General features: G+C 70.4%; 15 protein-coding genes. 6 read left to right on the top strand and 9 right to left on the bottom strand.

What is annotated here, in order from left to right:
• The first annotated feature begins 50 nt into the window (after nucleotides 1-50).
• Entirely contained in the window at nucleotides 51-404 is a 354-nt protein-coding gene (locus AC5YDV_RS09940; protein WP_496183372.1) for a metallopeptidase family protein, read from the top strand.
• Here the strand turns inward: AC5YDV_RS09940 and AC5YDV_RS09935 are convergent.
• Genes AC5YDV_RS09935 through AC5YDV_RS09925 form a run of 3 tightly spaced genes read right to left on the bottom strand, consistent with a single transcriptional unit; the run spans nucleotide 395 to nucleotide 3,188 of the window.
• Nucleotides 395-1,549 carry a cytochrome P450 gene (locus AC5YDV_RS09935; protein ID WP_496183371.1) on the bottom strand — a complete coding sequence of 385 codons (1,155 nt, stop codon included), beginning with the start codon at nucleotides 1,547-1,549 and terminating at the stop codon, nucleotides 395-397. The genes AC5YDV_RS09940 and AC5YDV_RS09935 overlap by 10 nt on opposite strands.
• On the bottom strand, nucleotides 1,546-2,400 hold the full coding sequence (locus AC5YDV_RS09930) for an HAD hydrolase family protein (RefSeq protein ID WP_496183370.1): 855 nt from the start codon (nucleotides 2,398-2,400) through the stop codon (nucleotides 1,546-1,548). Before AC5YDV_RS09930 ends, AC5YDV_RS09935 begins: the two co-directional genes overlap by 4 nt.
• On the bottom strand, nucleotides 2,397-3,188 hold the full coding sequence (locus tag AC5YDV_RS09925; RefSeq protein WP_496183369.1) for a hypothetical protein: 792 nt from the start codon (nucleotides 3,186-3,188) through the stop codon (nucleotides 2,397-2,399). The genes AC5YDV_RS09930 and AC5YDV_RS09925 overlap by 4 nt, the downstream gene beginning before the upstream one ends.
• A 91-nt stretch (nucleotides 3,189-3,279) precedes the next feature.
• Between AC5YDV_RS09925 and AC5YDV_RS09920 the strand changes: the two genes are divergently transcribed.
• The 5 genes from AC5YDV_RS09920 to AC5YDV_RS09900 are packed head-to-tail and all read left to right on the top strand — an operon-like array spanning nucleotide 3,280 to nucleotide 8,071.
• Nucleotides 3,280-4,356, top strand: a complete 1,077-nt coding sequence (locus tag AC5YDV_RS09920; RefSeq protein WP_496183368.1) for an AAA family ATPase — start codon at nucleotides 3,280-3,282, stop codon at nucleotides 4,354-4,356.
• The gene (locus AC5YDV_RS09915; protein ID WP_496183367.1) at nucleotides 4,346-5,413 is read left to right on the top strand and encodes a DUF58 domain-containing protein; all 1,068 of its coding nucleotides are present in this window, start codon (nucleotides 4,346-4,348) and stop codon (nucleotides 5,411-5,413) included. Before AC5YDV_RS09920 ends, AC5YDV_RS09915 begins: the two co-directional genes overlap by 11 nt.
• A gap of 11 nt (nucleotides 5,414-5,424) precedes the next feature.
• Nucleotides 5,425-6,369: a VWA domain-containing protein gene (locus AC5YDV_RS09910; RefSeq protein WP_496183408.1), complete on the top strand. Its 945-nt coding sequence runs from the start codon at nucleotides 5,425-5,427 to the stop codon at nucleotides 6,367-6,369.
• Complete coding sequence (locus AC5YDV_RS09905; protein WP_496183366.1) at nucleotides 6,360-7,331, top strand: VWA domain-containing protein; 972 nt, start codon at nucleotides 6,360-6,362, stop codon at nucleotides 7,329-7,331. The genes AC5YDV_RS09910 and AC5YDV_RS09905 overlap by 10 nt, the downstream gene beginning before the upstream one ends.
• Nucleotides 7,332-7,381: 50 nt before the next feature.
• A complete protein-coding gene (locus AC5YDV_RS09900) occupies nucleotides 7,382-8,071 on the top strand; it encodes a YggS family pyridoxal phosphate-dependent enzyme (RefSeq protein ID WP_496183365.1) in 690 nt (229 codons plus the stop codon).
• 15 nt (nucleotides 8,072-8,086) lie between these two features.
• Here AC5YDV_RS09900 and AC5YDV_RS09895 read toward each other — a convergent pair whose 3' ends face one another.
• The 6 genes from AC5YDV_RS09895 to AC5YDV_RS09870 all read right to left on the bottom strand — a co-directional run bounded on the left by AC5YDV_RS09895 (nucleotide 8,087) and on the right by AC5YDV_RS09870 (nucleotide 15,157).
• A complete protein-coding gene (locus tag AC5YDV_RS09895; protein ID WP_496183364.1) occupies nucleotides 8,087-9,220 on the bottom strand; it encodes an ABC transporter ATP-binding protein in 1,134 nt (377 codons plus the stop codon).
• 42 nt (nucleotides 9,221-9,262) lie between these two features.
• The gene (locus AC5YDV_RS09890; protein WP_496183363.1) at nucleotides 9,263-10,567 is read right to left on the bottom strand and encodes an ABC transporter substrate-binding protein; all 1,305 of its coding nucleotides are present in this window, start codon (nucleotides 10,565-10,567) and stop codon (nucleotides 9,263-9,265) included.
• A 79-nt stretch (nucleotides 10,568-10,646) separates the two neighbouring features.
• The gene (locus AC5YDV_RS09885; RefSeq protein WP_496183362.1) at nucleotides 10,647-11,561 is read right to left on the bottom strand and encodes a carbohydrate ABC transporter permease; all 915 of its coding nucleotides are present in this window, start codon (nucleotides 11,559-11,561) and stop codon (nucleotides 10,647-10,649) included.
• A 4-nt stretch (nucleotides 11,562-11,565) separates the two neighbouring features.
• Nucleotides 11,566-12,498, bottom strand: coding sequence for a carbohydrate ABC transporter permease (locus tag AC5YDV_RS09880; RefSeq protein ID WP_496183361.1), 933 nt, complete (start codon nucleotides 12,496-12,498; stop codon nucleotides 11,566-11,568).
• Between the two features lie 95 nt (nucleotides 12,499-12,593).
• Nucleotides 12,594-13,280 (bottom strand): exonuclease domain-containing protein, encoded by a 687-nt coding sequence (locus tag AC5YDV_RS09875; protein WP_496183360.1) that lies wholly within the window; start codon nucleotides 13,278-13,280, stop codon nucleotides 12,594-12,596.
• Entirely contained in the window at nucleotides 13,280-15,157 is a 1,878-nt protein-coding gene (locus AC5YDV_RS09870; protein WP_496183359.1) for a putative nucleotidyltransferase substrate binding domain-containing protein, read from the bottom strand. The genes AC5YDV_RS09875 and AC5YDV_RS09870 overlap by 1 nt, the downstream gene beginning before the upstream one ends.
• Nucleotides 15,158-15,255 lie beyond the last annotated feature (98 nt).

Genomic DNA, 15,255 nt, shown 5'->3' with positions numbered 1-15,255 from the left:
GACGTGATGCCATTGTCGCCCGGCCGGGAGGTGCTGGCTAGGGTGACCCCATGGCGATCGACATGTCGGCGGACGCGTTCGAGGAACTGGTGAACGACGCCCTCGACACGGTTCCCGACGAACTCTTCGCGCTCCTGGACAACTGCATCGTCGTCATCGAGGACGACGCCCCCGCCGACGACCCCGAGCTGCTCGGCCTGTACGAGGGCGTCCCGCTGACCGAGCGCGACTCGAACTACACCGGCGTGTTGCCCGACCAGATCCGCATCTTCCGCAACCCCACCCTGGCGATCTGCGACACCGAGGAGGACGTGGTGGAGGAGGTGCACATCACGGTCGTCCACGAGATCGCCCACTACTTCGGCATCGACGACGACCGACTCCACGACCTCGGCTACGCCTGACTGAGCACCACCGGCACGCGTGCCCAGCCGCCGACGGGCGCGACCTCGCGCCGGGGCGCCTCGCCGTCGGCGAACCCGATCCACCCGGTGGACGCGAGCGCCTCCTGGACCGCGATGCGCAGTTCCATCGTCGCCAGCGGACGCCCCGGGCAGACGTGCGCGCCCAGGCCGTAGACGACGTTGTGCCGCGCGTTGGCCCGGGGATCGAAGGCGTCCGGATCACCGAAGACCTCGGCGTCCCGGTTGGCCGACGTCCAGTGCAGCTTCACGCGCGCGCCCGCCGGGAGGTCGACGCCGGCGATGTGGACCGGGCACGTCGTCACGCGGCGGTTCGACAGGAAGGGGTCGTCGATGCGGAGGACCTCGTCGATGGCGGCGTCCAGGTCGGCGTCCGACACGCCCGAGCGCAGGTGCCGCTGGACGTCCTCGTGGCGCGCGAGGAACGCGAACAACACCCCCACGCAGAGCGCGATCGATCCCAGGTCGCCGCCGGTCCAGTTGCGCAGGACCGACACGATCTCCTCATCGGTGAGGGGCCTGCCATCAATGGTGTCGCGCATCAAGCGGGTGGTGAGGTCGTCGGGCGCGTCGTCCCCGGCGGCCCTCCGCGGCTCGAGGATGGAGCGGATGATCGCGTCGAAGTCGGACGCCACCACGGCCGTCCGCGACCGGTCGCCTGACCGGGAGGCCTCGTAGTTCTCGGCCATCCAGGCCAGCAGGGGAGCCTCGTGGTCGGTCGGCCACCCCAGCCAGGCGCTCTGGGCGCGGACGGCGAACACGGCCCCGAGGTCGTGCACCGCGTCGACGGACGTCCCGCGCGGCAGCTCCGCGAAGAGAGCGCGGGCGATCGACCGGAAGCCGTCCGCGTGGGGAGCCAGCTCACCCTCGGTGAAGTAGCGGTCGAGGGTGGCGCGGGCCGCGCGGTGGGCGTCCCCGTCGAGGCCGTTGGGCACCTGCAGGAAGGCCGACACCGCGCTGCTGAAGCGCTCCGCGTCCAGCGCCGCCTCGGTGACGTCGGCATGACGCAGCAACACCCACTCGCCCCGGGCGTTCCGGATGACCCGGTGGTCCGGCCGTAGTTCGTCGGTGTACGCGCGGAGGTCGCGGCCGGCGGGGTCCAGGTCGTCCGGGATGTGGTCGGTCATGCCCCCATCCTGCCCGGAGCCCCCCGCCCCCGCAGCAGGCGCCACACCTGCGCGCCCACGCCGCCCGCGGCGTTCGATCCGATGACCGGGAAGCGCTCACGCAGGAGGGGATGTCCGTTCGCCATCACGAAGGGGTGCCCGGCGTACTCGAGCATGGCCAGGTCGTTGGGCATGTCCCCGAACGCGGCGACCTCGTCCGCTGTGATGCCCCGCTCCTCGGCCAGGCGGGCGATGCTGGCCGCCTTGGAGACCCCGGGGGCGCTCATCTCGAGCAGGGCGCGCCGGCCCTGCGTGACCGAGTGGGTGACCTCCGCGCGTCCCCCGAGCACCGACGAGGCGGCCGCGAGCAGCTCGTCGGGGTCGGCGTCCGGGTGCAGGGCCAGGAACTTGACCACGTCGCCGGCGTCCTCCAGGACGCTCGGCCAGCGGCCGCGCCGCGTGGCCGCCTCCTCAGCGGTGACCCGCTCCCCCCCGGGGACGTGCAGGGCCCAGGACTCCTCGGTGGTGAACCGGCGCCCCTCGTCCACGCCGAACAACAGCTCGGGGAGCGCATCGCGCAGGTCGGCGGCGAGCGACCGGATCAGGGGGACCGGAAGCGCATGGCTGTGCACGACCTCGTCGCGGTGCAGGTCGTAGACGACCGCGCCGTTGCTCGCCACCACGAGGGGGTCGGCGTCCGCGATGGGGCCGAGGACGTCCAGCCAGCGCAAGGGTCGGCCGGTGGCGACCACGATGACGATGCCGGCGTCGGACGCGGCACGCAGCGCGTCCGCCTCGGATGCGGTGATGCGGCCGGAGGGGTCGAGCAGCGTCCCGTCGAGGTCGGTGGCGATGAGGCGGACGGCGGTCACAACCGTCGGTCCGGGGTGGGGGAGGGGGCCCCTCCCGTCTCGCCGGGCGTCGGCTGGGCGGACGCCGGTGAGGGGGAACCCGACTCGGGTGACGGCGACCCGGACTCCGGGGACGCCGAGGCGGAACCGGACGCCGACGTCGGCACGGGGGGAGGCGGCGCCTGGGGCGGCGTGGCCTGGAAGATGAGGATCGCGATCAGCACCGCCAGCGCCATGAGCAGCATCATGATGAGCCAGGAGGCCAAGATGGACAGCCAGCCCGCCCGGGTCGTCCGCCCGGGCCACGGCAGCGGCCACGTGCGGGTCAGTCCCGGGGTGACCTTGTCTATCCACGGCAGTTCGTAGTCGGGGCCGGACGGCGTGCCCTTGGGTGGCAGCCAGCTGAGGTCGACCTCGGCGAGGATCCGGTGGGCCTCGTCCACGGCGGCACCGCTGCCGTCCCACGCGAGCGCCACCCACGGGGCTTCCGGGACGGCGTCCGGCGCCGGCGGCGTGTCGGCGGGAGGCACCGTGCGGTGCCCGAGGCGTCCGCCGGACTGCCCGCGGCCGCCGCGGGCCAGCACCGTGTCGATGTGCATCTTGTCGACGGTGCCCGCGAGCCGGTCCACGGCCGCGGCGTCCGCGCTCGCGCCCTCGCTCAGCAGGACGAGCATCACGTGCTCGCCCGCCTCGGAGTGGGCGGTGTAGGCGACGCCGGAGGGGGTGGCCACCAGGCGCGCGTCGAGCCACCAGTCGCCCACGCGCGGCGGGTCGACCGCCAGGAGCGGGTACAGCAGTGGCTCGGTCATCGGGGTCCATTGTGCCCGATCCCCTCGGTGGCCCCCTCAGGACAACCGGGTAAGGTTTTGCGGAGTCCGACACAACGAGGAGACAACGCGCGTGACAAGCCCAGCCCAGACCACCTCCACGCGCGAGGCGGCAGACGTCCTCGGTGAGGCGATCGCCGAGGTGCAGTCCGTGATCGTGGGCCAGGAGCACATGGTCGAACAGCTGATGGTCGGCCTGCTCGCCAAGGGGCACGTCCTCCTCGAGGGCGTGCCCGGCACCGCGAAGACGCTGGCCGTCCGGACGTTCGCCCAAGTGGTCGGCGGCGACTTCGCGCGCATCCAGTTCACGCCCGACCTGGTGCCGTCCGACATCGTCGGTACCCGCATCTACTCGGCACAACAGGAGAAGTTCGACGTCAGCCTCGGCCCGGTGTTCGTGAACTTCGTGCTCGCCGACGAGATCAACCGAGCGCCCGCCAAGGTGCAGTCCGCCATGCTCGAGCTGATGGCCGAGAAGCAGGTCTCCATCGGCGGCAAGACCTACCCGGTTCCGCAGCCGTTCATCGTCATCGCCACCCAGAACCCCATCGAGTCCGAGGGTGTCTACCCGCTGCCCGAGGCGCAGCGCGACCGCTTCCTCCTCAAGGTCGACGTGCCCTACCCGCGTGGCAACGAGGAGTTCGAGATCCTGCGCCGCATGTCGGTGCGTCCCCCCGAGGCGCGCACCATCCTCGATCCCGTGCGCGTGAAGGCGCTGCAGGACCAGGCGAGCAACGTGTTCGTGCACAACCTCGTCGCCGAGTACGTCGTCCGCCTCGTGCTCGCGACACGGACGCCGACCGAGTTCGGCATGCCCGACCTGGCGCCGGTGATCCAGGTCGGCGCCTCCTCGCGCGCGACGCTCGGCCTGGTGGCCGCCGCCCGTGCGCTGGCGCTGATCCACGGCCGTGACTACGTGCTGCCCACCGACGTCCAGGCGGTCGCCCGCGACGTGATGGCCCACCGCATGGTCCTCGGCTTCGACGCGATCGCCGACAACGTCTCGCCCACCCAGGTCGTGGAGCGGATCGTGGCCATGGTGCCCGCACCGACGCCGGTCTGGAATGAGCAGCAGCGCGCTCAGGCCCGGGAGGAGCACCGCTACGAGCCGCGTGTCGAGGCCCACCAGGCGCCGCCCGATGGCCTCTGAGCAGTTGCCGAACCGGGAGTCGCCCGGCTTCGCGCCACCCGCGGATGACCTGGGCGCCGTGGCGTCCGTCCTGCGCGAACCGACCGGTGCGACGCTGCCCCTGGGCAAGCTCGCGCCAGAACAGGCGTTGAAGCGACTCGAGCTGACGATCGTCCGGCGCATGGAGGGCTTCCTCCAGGGCGACCACCGCGGCTTGCTGCCCGGCCCCGGGTCGGAGACCAACGACGCCCGGGCCTACGTCCCCGGCGACGACGTCCGGAAGATGGACTGGGCCGTGACGGCCCGCACCCGGACGCCCCACGTCCGCGACACCATCGCCGACCGCGAGCTCGAGGTGTGGGCGCTGTTGGACGTCACTCCGTCCATGAACTGGGGCACCGAGGGTGTCACCAAGCGCGACCTGGGCATCGCCGCGATCGCGACCATCGGGTTCCTGGGCCAGCAGCAGGGCGACCGCTTCGGGGGGGTGTTGATGCGCCCCGACACGTTGGTGCGCATCCCGGCCCGCTCCGGCCGCATGGCGCTGTACTCGTTGCTCAGCCGACTGTTGTCCGAGCCGATCGTGCCCGACCACAGCGAGGGGCCCTACACGCTGGCCAAGGGCATCGACCAACTCGCCCGCACCCAGCGGCGGCGGGGGCTGCGGGTGGTCGTGTCCGACTTCCTCTCCCCGAACGACACCGAGCTCGACCCGAACGTCGCCCCCGACTGGGAGCGGGCGCTGCGCCGGCTCGCCGTGCGCAACCAGGTCATCTGCGTCGAGGTCGTCGACCGCCGCGAGGTCCAGTTCCCCGACGTCGGGGACATCCTGATCCGGGATCCGGAGTCGGAGTTCGCCCGCTACATCAACACGTCGGACGCCGACGCCCGGGCGCGCTTCAACGCCGCCGCCGCCGCCCAACGCGAGCGCGTCCGCATCTCCCTGCGCCGAGCGGGGGTGGGCCACATCCAGCTGCGGACCGACCGTGACTGGGTGCAGGACATCGCACGCTTCGTCCTGGCGTACCGGCGGGTCGCCGCCCAACTCCACCAGCCGCCCCAGGGGGTGACCCGGTGAACCTGTCGGAGATGTTCCTGCAGCCCGAGCGCCTGTGGTGGCTCCTCCTGGTCCCGGTCCTGGTCGCCGCGTACCTGTGGGCCTCCCGCCGCAAGGGGCGGCAAGGCATGCGGTTCACCAACACCGCCGTCCTGGGTCGCGTGGTGCGCCGGCAGTCGCAGTGGCGCCGTCACCTGGCCGTGGCGCTCTCCCTGGCCTCCTTGGTCGCGCTGGTCCTCGCCTGGTCGCGTCCGAACGGCGTCGAGAAGGTGCCGCGCGAACGCGCCACCGTGGTGCTGGTGATCGATGTGTCCCGGTCCATGGCCGCGACGGACGTCGAGCCCTCCCGGTTGGAGGCGGCCCAACGCCTGTCGAAGGCCTTCCTCTCGGAGTTGCCGGAGCGCTACAACGTGGCCGTGGTCAGCCTGTCCGGCAACCCTGCCACCCGCCTGAGCCCGACCACCGACCGTGTGTACGCCAACCGCGCCATCGACGCCCTCACGCTGCAGGACTCCACGGCGGTCGGCGACGCCCTCTACGTCGCACTCAGCGCCATCCAGATGGCTCCCCGCGGTGACGACGGGTCCACAGCGCCGGGCGCCATCGTGCTCCTGTCCGACGGGGTCAACACCGCCGGGCGGTCGCCGATCCAGGGGGCCGCTGCCGCGCGGGACGCGAACGTCCCCGTCCACACCATCGCCTACGGCACCGAGAACGGGTCGGTCGACCTCGACGGCAAGCGCGAGCGCGTTCCGCCGGACGAGGAGCTCATGGCCGAGATCGCGAAGGTGTCCGGCGGCACGACGTACACGGCCGAGTCGGCCGGTGACCTCAGCCGCGTGTACCAGAACCTCGGGTCGGAGGTCGGCTTCGAGGAGGTCAAGAAGGAGACCACCGCGACGTGGGCCGGATACGGCCTCGCGTTCGCGGTGCTGGCCGCCCTGGCCGCCGTCTCACTGGGGGCGAGGTGGCCGTGATGACGCCGTTGATCGCGTTCTTCCACCCCGAGCGGCTGTGGCTGCTCGCGCTGGTTCCCGCCCTGCTGGGTCTGTACGCCCTCCTGGTGGGGCGAAGCCGGTCCCGGTCGCGCAGGGTCGGCATCGACAACCTCGCCAAGGTGATGCCGAAGCAGGCCGCGTGGAAGAGGCACGTCGCCGTGGTGGCGGCCGTGGGCAGCCTCGCCTCGCTCGTCGTGGCGTTCGCCCAGCCGAAGGACGCCGTCGACGTGCCGCGTGAGCGGGCAACCGTCGTGATGGCGATCGATGTCTCCCGCTCGATGGAGGCCACCGACGTCGAGCCGAACCGACTGGACGCGGCCAAGGAGGCGGCCGTGAGCTTCGTGGACCTGCTGCCGCGTGGCTTCAACGTGTCGCTGGTGGCGTTCGCGGGGTCGTCCTCCATCATCACGCCGCCCACGCAGGACCGCGGGCTGGTGAAGCGGGCGATCGAGAACCTGCAGTTGGCGCCTTCCACGGCCATCGGTGAGGGCATCTACTCCTCACTCGACGCCTTGCAGCTCGTGCCCCCCGACCCCCTGGATCCGGACGCACCCACGCCGGGTGCGATCGTGCTGCTGTCGGACGGCACCACCAACATCGGCCGTCCTTCGTTGGCCGCCGCGCGCGACGCCAAGGCCTCCGGCATCCCCGTGTACACCATCGCGTACGGAACGCCCGGCGGCTACGTCGTCAGCAACGGCCGGCGTGAACCCGTCCCGGTCAACCCGGCTGAGCTGAGCGCAGTCTCCCGCGAGTCGGGCGGCGAGGCGTTCCAAGCGGGGTCACGCAACGAATTGCAGCGCGTCTACTCCTCGATCGCGCGGTCGGTCGGCTTCGAGAAGGTCGACCAGGAGGTCACCGAGCTGTACGCGGGCATCGCCCTGGCGTTCGCCGTGCTCGCCTCGCTCGCCGTCCTGTCGTTGGCCGCGCGCTGGCCCTGACGTCGACGACGGATCCCTCTGAGGCTGCCCGGACGTGGTGAGATGGGACGGTGACCATCGCCGACCAACTCACCACCGCCCGCTCCCGCATCGATGCCGCCTGTGCGCGCGTGGGGCGTGACCCCGGCGAGGTCGAACTGCTCCCGGTCAGCAAGACGCACCCCAGCGAGGCCATCCGTGAGGCGCACGCCTGGGGGGCCGTCCGGTTCGGCGAGAGCCGCCCGCAGGAACTCGAGGCCAAGGCGTCCGAGCTGGCCGACCTGGCCCTCGATTGGGTCTTCATCGGCCATCTGCAGTCGAACAAGGCCAGGATCGTCGCGGAGTTGGCGGCCGAGTTCCAAGCGCTGAACTCGCTGAAACTGGCCGAGGTGCTCGACCGCCGGATGCAGGCGCTGGGGCGCAGGCTCCCGGTGCTGGTCCAGGTCAACTCGTCCGGGGAGGAGACCAAGTTCGGGTTCGCGCCCGACGAGGTCGCCGCCGCCGTGCGCGCGGTGCGGCAGCTGGACGGGCTCGAGGTCCGTGGGCTGATGACGCTCGCGACGAACACGGACGACCAGGATGACGTCCGCTCCTGCTTCACCACCATGACCGACCTGCGGGACCGCCTCCGCGACGAGCACGGGGGTGGTTTCGACACGCTCAGCATGGGCATGTCGGGCGACTACGAACTCGCGGTGGAGTGTGGATCGACCTGCGTCCGGCTCGGGACGACGATCTTCGGTCCGCGCGCCTACGCCTGAGCCCGGTGCGGGGGGTCAGTTCGCGAGGTACTCGAGGTTGACCTCGGACGTCGGGTCGAAGAAGTTCGCCTCGCCCGTCCGCGGACGCACGTGCAGCACCTCGTCGGCCACGTGACGTGATCGCTTGTCCGCACGGATCACCACGCGGCGACCGCGGACCGAGACGGGTGAGTCGTCCGTCATGATCGGGGCGCAGTGCAGGAACAGCTCCGACCCCAGGTTCTCCACGAGCTCGACTTGGAGGGGAAGCGCACCGTCGGGACGCGCCGCGCCCGAGCCGACGACCTCCCAGTTCTCCGGGCGGATGCCCACCACCACCCGGTCGCCGACGCGGGAGCTCCACGGGCGCGGCAACCCGAGGTCGGTGCCGTGACCCTCGCCGATGACGGCGCGGCCGTCGGTGACGGTGACCCCGTCCAGGAGCGAGATGGCCGGGGAGCCGATGAAGCCCGCCACGAACGTGTTGATGGGCCTCTCGTAGAGGGTCGTGGGGGAGTCCACCTGCTGGAGGACGCCGTCCCTGAGCACGCACACCCGATCGCCCATGGTCATGGCCTCGGTCTGGTCGTGGGTGACGTACACCGTGGTGACTCCGAGTTCGCGCTGCAGGTGTGCGATCTGTGAGCGGGTCGAGACGCGCAGCTTGGCGTCCAGGTTGGACAACGGCTCGTCCATGCAGAAGACCTTGGGGTCGCGCACGATGGCGCGACCCATGGCCACGCGCTGGCGCTGGCCACCCGACATGGCGCCGGGCTTGGTGTCCAGCAGGTCCTCCAACTCGAGCATGGCGGCGGCCCTGACCACCTTCTCCGCAATGGTGGCCCTGGGGACCTTCGCGTTCTCGAGCGCGAACGCCAGGTTCTGGCGCGCGGTCATGTTGGGGTAGAGGGCATAGCTCTGGAACACCATGGCGGTGTCGCGGTCCCGGGCAGGCGTGTTGCTGACATCGACGCCGTCGATGAGGATCGAGCCCTCGTCGACCGGCTCCAGACCGGCCAGCATGCGCAGGGTGGTCGACTTGCCGCAGCCGGACGGGCCGACGAGGACGAGGAACTCGCCGTCGCCGATCGTCAGCGACACGCGGTTCACCGCGGGGGGCCGCTTGGGGTCGTAGATGCGCGAAGCCTGCCGGAACTCGACGGTCGCCATGGTGTTCCTCCTGGAGCTACGGGGTGGTCAACAGACGCGAGGTCACTTCTTCAGCTTGGGCGTGATGTCGCGGTCGATGACCTTCTGGGTCTCCTCCTGCAGGGCGGTGAAGACCGTGGTCACGTCCTGGCCACCGACGGTGATCTTGTCGAGCGCCCCACCGATGCGGGCGCCACCACCCGGCACGAAGACACGGGCCGCGTCCTGCGGGGCCGTGTTCTCGTTGAGTTGCTTGATGGCGGTCATGGCGTTCGGGTTCTGCTCCAGGTAGGCCTTCTCGGCCGGGTCCTCCACGGCGTCCTTGCGGACGGGCATGTAGCCGGTGGCCTGGGTGAAGGCGATCGTGTTCGCGGTGTTGGTCAGGAAGTCCACGAACTTCACCGCCTTGAGCTGGCGCTCCTTGGCGATGCCCGCGGGGATGGCGAGGCCGGCGCCACCGGTGCACGCCCCCGGCTTGGGGCCGGGCAGGTAGGTGGTGATGAACGGGAACTTCGCCGCCTTGGTCAGGCCGCCCAGCGAACCGGTGGACTGCAGCAGGCCCGCGGAGCCGCCGATGCCGAAGGTGTTGTTGGCGTCCTTGGCGATGCCGATGTGGCCGAGCTTGTACTGCTCGGCGAGGAACTCGCCCGCCTTGATCGAGTTGGCGTCGGTGAAGGCCGGCTTCCACTCGTCGGAGTACTTGCCGCCGAACGTCCAGATCATGCCCTGGAAGTACCAGTCGAGGTAGTTGCTGCCGTCCGGGATCATCAGGACGGGCTTGTCGCCCAGGAGGGGCTTGAGCTTGCCCGCCCACTCGGCGAACTCGTCCCACGTCTCGGGACCGCGGTCGACCGGCAGGCCGGCGGCCTGGAGCAGGTCGGTGTTCCAGTACATGAGGGTGGTCGAGCGCGCGTAGGGCATCCCGTAGTGCTTGCCGTCGTAGGCGTAGTCCTCACGCAGGGTGTCGACGTAGGTGTCGGCCTTGACGCCGGCCTCCTTCCAGAGGTCGTCCAGCGCGGCCGTGGCGCCGTTCAGGGCGAAGTTGAACCAGGTGACGTCGGAGGCGACGATCACGTCGGGCAGTTGGCCCCCGGCGAGCGCGGCGTTGAACTTCTGGCCGAGCTCCTCGTAGTTGGCGCCGCCGTCGATCAACTCCACCTTGGAGTCGGGGTTGGCCGCGTTCCAGGCGTCGATGATCTTCTGCTCGACCTCCTTCGACGACCCGGGGTGGTTGGACCAGAACTGCAGCGGACCCGTCGACGCCTGCTGCGCGGCGGCCGGGGCGGTGCCCGGGCCGGCGCAGCCGGCGAGCGCTGCGGCGGTGACGCCGGCCCCGGCGAGGCCGAGGAAGGAACGGCGGTTGATCATGGTGGTGCCTTTCGGTCGGTGGTGCGGGGTCGGACGCGGTGGCGTCCGGTCTGGGGTGGGGGTGGGGTCGGGGGCGGGATCAGCCCTTGACGGCGCCGGCGGTGAGGCCCTTGATCATCCGCTTCTGGAGGACCAGGAAGATGACCAGGATCGGCAGGACGGTCAGGACCGTGCCGGCCATGACCGGGCCCCAGTTGGTGAGACCCTCGTTCTGCTGCAGCTTGGTCAGGCCGACCGGCAGCGGCATGACGGCATCGGTGTCGGACATGAGGAACGACCACTGGTACTGGTTCCACTCGGTCACGATCGTGATGAGCGTGAACGCGATGACCGTGGGCCAGGACAGGGGGAGGACGACGCGGAACAGCGTTCGGAAGAAGCTCGTCCCGTCCAGGCGCGCCGCCTCCATGATCTCCTTGGGCAGGCTCAGGAAGTGGTTGCGCATGAGGAAGCAGCCGAACGCGACGCCCGCCAGCGGCACGATGATGCCCTGGAACGTGTTGCGCCAGCCCAGGTTCGCGACCAGTGAGTAGTTGCTGATGATGGTGATTTGGTTGGGCACCATGAGCGCGGCGATGACCACCAGGAACAGCGTGTTGCGCAGCGGGAAACGCAGGAACGCGAACGCGTACGCCGAGAGGACGCCCAAGGTGACCTGGACGACGGTCAGCACCGCCGTGATCACGATGGAGTTCCTCAGGTAGGTGAGGAACGGCACCGTTTCGGTGAGGTAGGCGTAGTTCTCCGGCGCGAACGGGTTCGGCCACCACGTCACCGGGTCGGAGTAGATGTCCGGGTGGGTCTTCAGCGAGGTCACCAGGATGAAGTAGAGCGGGACGGCGATGACGGCGACGGTCACGGCCAGGGCGAGGTACCCCGTGATCCTCGCGCCCAGGGACTTCTCGTCGGGGTGGCGCCGGCGCGGCGCCCGCCGTCCGTCGGACGCCGGGGAGGGGACGACGGGGCTGACCACAGGGGCGTACTCGGTGCTCATGGGCTCAGTCCTGCCTGTCCTGGAAACGGACCTGGATGAGCGTGATCACCAGCACGACCAGGAACATGATCGAGGCGACCGTGGCGCCGTACCCGGCCCGGGCGTTGGTGAAGGTCTCCTGGTACACCTGGAAGACCATCGTGGTCGTGCCGATGCCGAGCGGGCCGCCGCCGGTCATGGCCTGGATGATGTCGAAGACCTGGAAGCTCGACAGCAACACCGTCACCGACAGGAAGAACGTCGTCGGGCGCAGCTGGGGCAGGGTCACCCGGAACAGCCGGCGGACGGCCGACGTGCCGTCGATCTCGGCGGCCTCGTCGAGATCCTTGCGGCGGCCCTGGAGGGCTGCCAGGTAGATGACGAAGACATAGCCGAGGTTCTTCCAGATGTACGTGACCGTGACCATGAAGAGGGCCCAACCGGGCACTTGGTAGAAGTTGGGGGAGCTGAGGCCGAACCGGCCCAGGACGTCCTGGATGAGGCCGAAGCTGGGGTCGAACACGAACTGGAAGGCGACGCCGATCGCCGCGCCGGAGATGACGTACGGCATGAACACCAGGGATCGGACGGCGCCACGGCCGAACAGCTTCTGGTCCAGCAGCAGCGCCAGTGCCAGGCCGAGCACCATCGAGCCGACGACGGCCGCGACGGTGAAGATGACCGTGTTGGACACGATCATGAACGTGTCCGAGGAGGTGAACCACTCGACGTAGTTGCCCAGGCCGATGAAGCGCGCGGTGGGGGAGCTGATGTTCCAGTCGTAGAGCGAGAACCGGACGTTGTCGAGCAGCGGGCGGTACGTGAAGACAGCCAGCAGGATGAGGTTGGGGGCGACCAGCACGACCGCGAGAAGGACCTCCCGCAGGTTCCAGCGCTGCTTGCGCCGGGGCGGGTCGTCCGTCGTCGTGGCGCGAGCCGACACCGTGGAAGTGGTCACGCCCGAGAAGTTAGACCCGCTCGGTTTCGCGTTGCCCCTTGTTGGGTTACGGGTTGGCCAACCGCGGGCAACCAGTTGCCGAAGGGACCAAGCGCTCAGGAGCTGAGCGTCGCCAGGGTTTGCGGTCGTTCCGCCGACACCTCGGCGACGTGCCCCAGGAACAGCTCGGCGCACGCGATGGCGTCCGTCAGTGCGCTGTGGGCCTTGTAGCGGGGGAGGCCGTAGCGCGTCCGGGCAGTCCACAGGCGCAACTCCCCGGCACGCGCCTCGTCGTCGAAGCCGCGGTTGATGAACCGGTCGTGCAGGACCAGGGTGTCGACGACGGGGGTGACCAGCGGCGCCCCGTACAGCCGCTCGCACAGCAGGGACAGGAACCGCGTCTCGATCATGGCGAAGTGGGCGAGCATGGCCCGGCCCGCCAGCGCGTCCAACACCTGGTCGACCGCCTCCGCGACGGGCGTCCCGGCGGCGACCTGGTCGTCGGTGATGCCGTGGAACACCGCCGACTGGCCCACCTCGGTGTCCGCGGCCAGCACGAGGTGGCCGGCGCCCGCCAGCGTGATCGCCTCCCCGTCGACCGGCACCCAGCCGACGCTCAGCACGGTGTCCTTCCGGGGGTCCAGGCCGGTGGTCTCCACGTCGAGGGCCAACAGGCGCAAGGCTGACGCCGGAGTGCTCGGCGGTTGCACCGGCACCCGGTAGAAGTCCGCCAACGCACCGGACGCCCGGGCCGCGGCCCGGGCGCGACGACGCTCCAACGACGGTCTGAACAGGCCGGCCATCACGAGGTGACGTCGGTGCGGTAGGTGAACGCGAGCGCCTTCTGCATCGACCGGATGATCGTGAAGGCCTCGCGCAGGTGACGCCGTTCGAACGAGCTGAGCGCGGCCGGCAGGACGTGGTTGTCCGGGGAGTCGCCGTTCTTGAGCTGGCGGACCTGGTGGCGCAGGCGCACGTAGTTGATGAACTCGAAGGCGTCGGCGAGGTCGTCCGCCTTGTCCGCCGAGAGCGCACCGGACTTCGCGGCCTGCTGCAGGCGATCGTGCGTGTTGAGGTCGGTGTCGCCCTTGGCGAGGGCGAACAATCGCGCCATCTGGACGATCGGCGCGACGCCGCCCGCCTTGATGTCGAGGGTGTTGGCGTGCTCGCCGGAGTCGGCCAGGACGAAGTCACGGAAGAACCCGATCGGCGGTTCGAAGCGTTGCGCCTGCTTGGCCATGTGGGCGAGGAAGCGCGTCGCGCCCGGGGCCCGCTGGACGACCGCGGCCTGCAGGGTCTCGTACAGTCGCTGGTCCCCGTGGACGGGACGCATGTCGAAGAAGGTCTGCGCGTTGAGCAGGGCGTCCGGCTCGGGGGCGTTCATCCACCCCGCGAAGTGGGAGCCCCAGGTGGAGCGACGAACGCGCCACTGCGGGTTCGACGCCATCATGTCGCCGGGGCACCGCTCGAAGCCGCACGCCTCCAGTCCGTCGACGACCTGGTCCGCGAGCTGGCCGAACCACGCGACCTGCTCGTCGGTGGCGGAGTCGTCGATGATGATCGCGTTGTCCTGGTCGGACTGGAGGCCGGTCTCGAGGCGCCCCTGGGAGCCGAGCGCGACCCAGCAGTAGGGGACCGGGGCCGGGCCGAGCTCGACCTCGGCGATCTCGAGGAGCCTGCGGGTGAGGGCGTCCACGATCGCGGTGACGACGCGCGCGACGTCCTCGGCGGTGGCGTCCTGGGTGACGGCGTGCATCACCACCTGCGGGATGCGTCGGGCGCTCGCGACGAGGCCGGGCACGTCGGTCTGCTTCTCGACCTCCCCGACGAGGTAGCTGGGGTTGGCCTGCTCCAAGCGCATGAGGTCACCGGAGGAGACCATGCCCAGCAGCCGTCCGCCCTCCACGACGGGCAGGTGGTGCCAGCCGCGGCGCGCCAGCAGGACCAAGACCTCGAACGCCAGGGTGTCGGGGTCGATGGTGACCGGGTCGGGGGTCATCACCGTCGCCACGGGTGCGTCGGTCGGACGCCCCTGGGCGATGACCTTGGTGCGCAGGTCGCGGTCGGTGAGGATGCCGACCAGCCGGCCGGCGGGGTCGCCGGCCGGTTCGGTGACCAGCAATGCCGAGACCCGGTGCTCGGTCATCGATTCGGCCGCCTCGCGGATCGTGCGGTCCGGGCTGATGGTGATTGGGTCCCTGCGGATGATCTCGCTCGCGCGCGTGCGCAGGATGGCCGACCCGGCCCCCTCGGCATGGGTCGCCGCGACGGCATGGCGCAGCCGGCCCGCCTGCCGGCGCAGGTAGAAGTCGGCGAACTCACGGTGCTCGCCCATCAGGGCGTGGAAGACCTCGCTGGGCAGCAGGAGGCAGAGCGAGTCCTCGTGGGCGCGCAGCGTGTAGAGGCTGGGGTCCCCCGACAGCACCGAGGACACGCCGAAACTGCCGCCGGGGTCGTTGCGCTCCACGAGGGCGCCTTGGGCGTCGATGATGTTGACCGCGCCGGAGCGGAGGATGAACAGGTGGTTGTTGCGCTGCCCCAGGCTCACGATCGGCGTCCCGCGGCGGTAGTACTTGACCGTGAGCTGCCGGGGCAGCTCGTCCAGCACGGCCGGGGGCAGCGTGTCGAAGGGTTCGTGCCGTGCCAGGAAGTCCCGGATCTCGACGAGTTCGACGTCCATGCACCGATCGAACCGGAGGCGGTCCGAAAAATCCACCCGATCGCGTTGTGTGTCGAACATGTTCCAACATCGCCCCGGCCCTGCCTCCCGGTGCGGGC

The organism is Propioniciclava sp. LT432 (genome assembly GCF_059515965.1).
The sequence above is the reverse complement of the archived record's forward strand: the minus strand, read 5'-3'. Positions and strand labels throughout refer to the sequence as shown.

Bases quoted from the DNA above. Each gene is read 5' to 3' on its own strand.
- AC5YDV_RS09940 (WP_496183372.1), top strand. From the start codon at position 51: ATGGCGATCGACATGTCGGCGGACGCGTTCGAGGAACTGGTGAACGAC.
- AC5YDV_RS09935 (WP_496183371.1), bottom strand. From the start codon at position 1,549: ATGACCGACCACATCCCGGACGACCTGGACCCCGCCGGCCGCGACCTC.
- AC5YDV_RS09925 (WP_496183369.1), bottom strand. From the start codon at position 3,188: ATGACCGAGCCACTGCTGTACCCGCTCCTGGCGGTCGACCCGCCGCGC.
- AC5YDV_RS09915 (WP_496183367.1), top strand. From the start codon at position 4,346: ATGGCCTCTGAGCAGTTGCCGAACCGGGAGTCGCCCGGCTTCGCGCCA.
- AC5YDV_RS09910 (WP_496183408.1), top strand. From the start codon at position 5,425: ATGTTCCTGCAGCCCGAGCGCCTGTGGTGGCTCCTCCTGGTCCCGGTC.
- AC5YDV_RS09895 (WP_496183364.1), bottom strand. From the start codon at position 9,220: ATGGCGACCGTCGAGTTCCGGCAGGCTTCGCGCATCTACGACCCCAAG.
- AC5YDV_RS09890 (WP_496183363.1), bottom strand. From the start codon at position 10,567: ATGATCAACCGCCGTTCCTTCCTCGGCCTCGCCGGGGCCGGCGTCACC.
- AC5YDV_RS09885 (WP_496183362.1), bottom strand. From the start codon at position 11,561: ATGAGCACCGAGTACGCCCCTGTGGTCAGCCCCGTCGTCCCCTCCCCG.
- AC5YDV_RS09875 (WP_496183360.1), bottom strand. From the start codon at position 13,280: ATGGCCGGCCTGTTCAGACCGTCGTTGGAGCGTCGTCGCGCCCGGGCC.
- AC5YDV_RS09870 (WP_496183359.1), bottom strand. From the start codon at position 15,157: ATGGACGTCGAACTCGTCGAGATCCGGGACTTCCTGGCACGGCACGAA.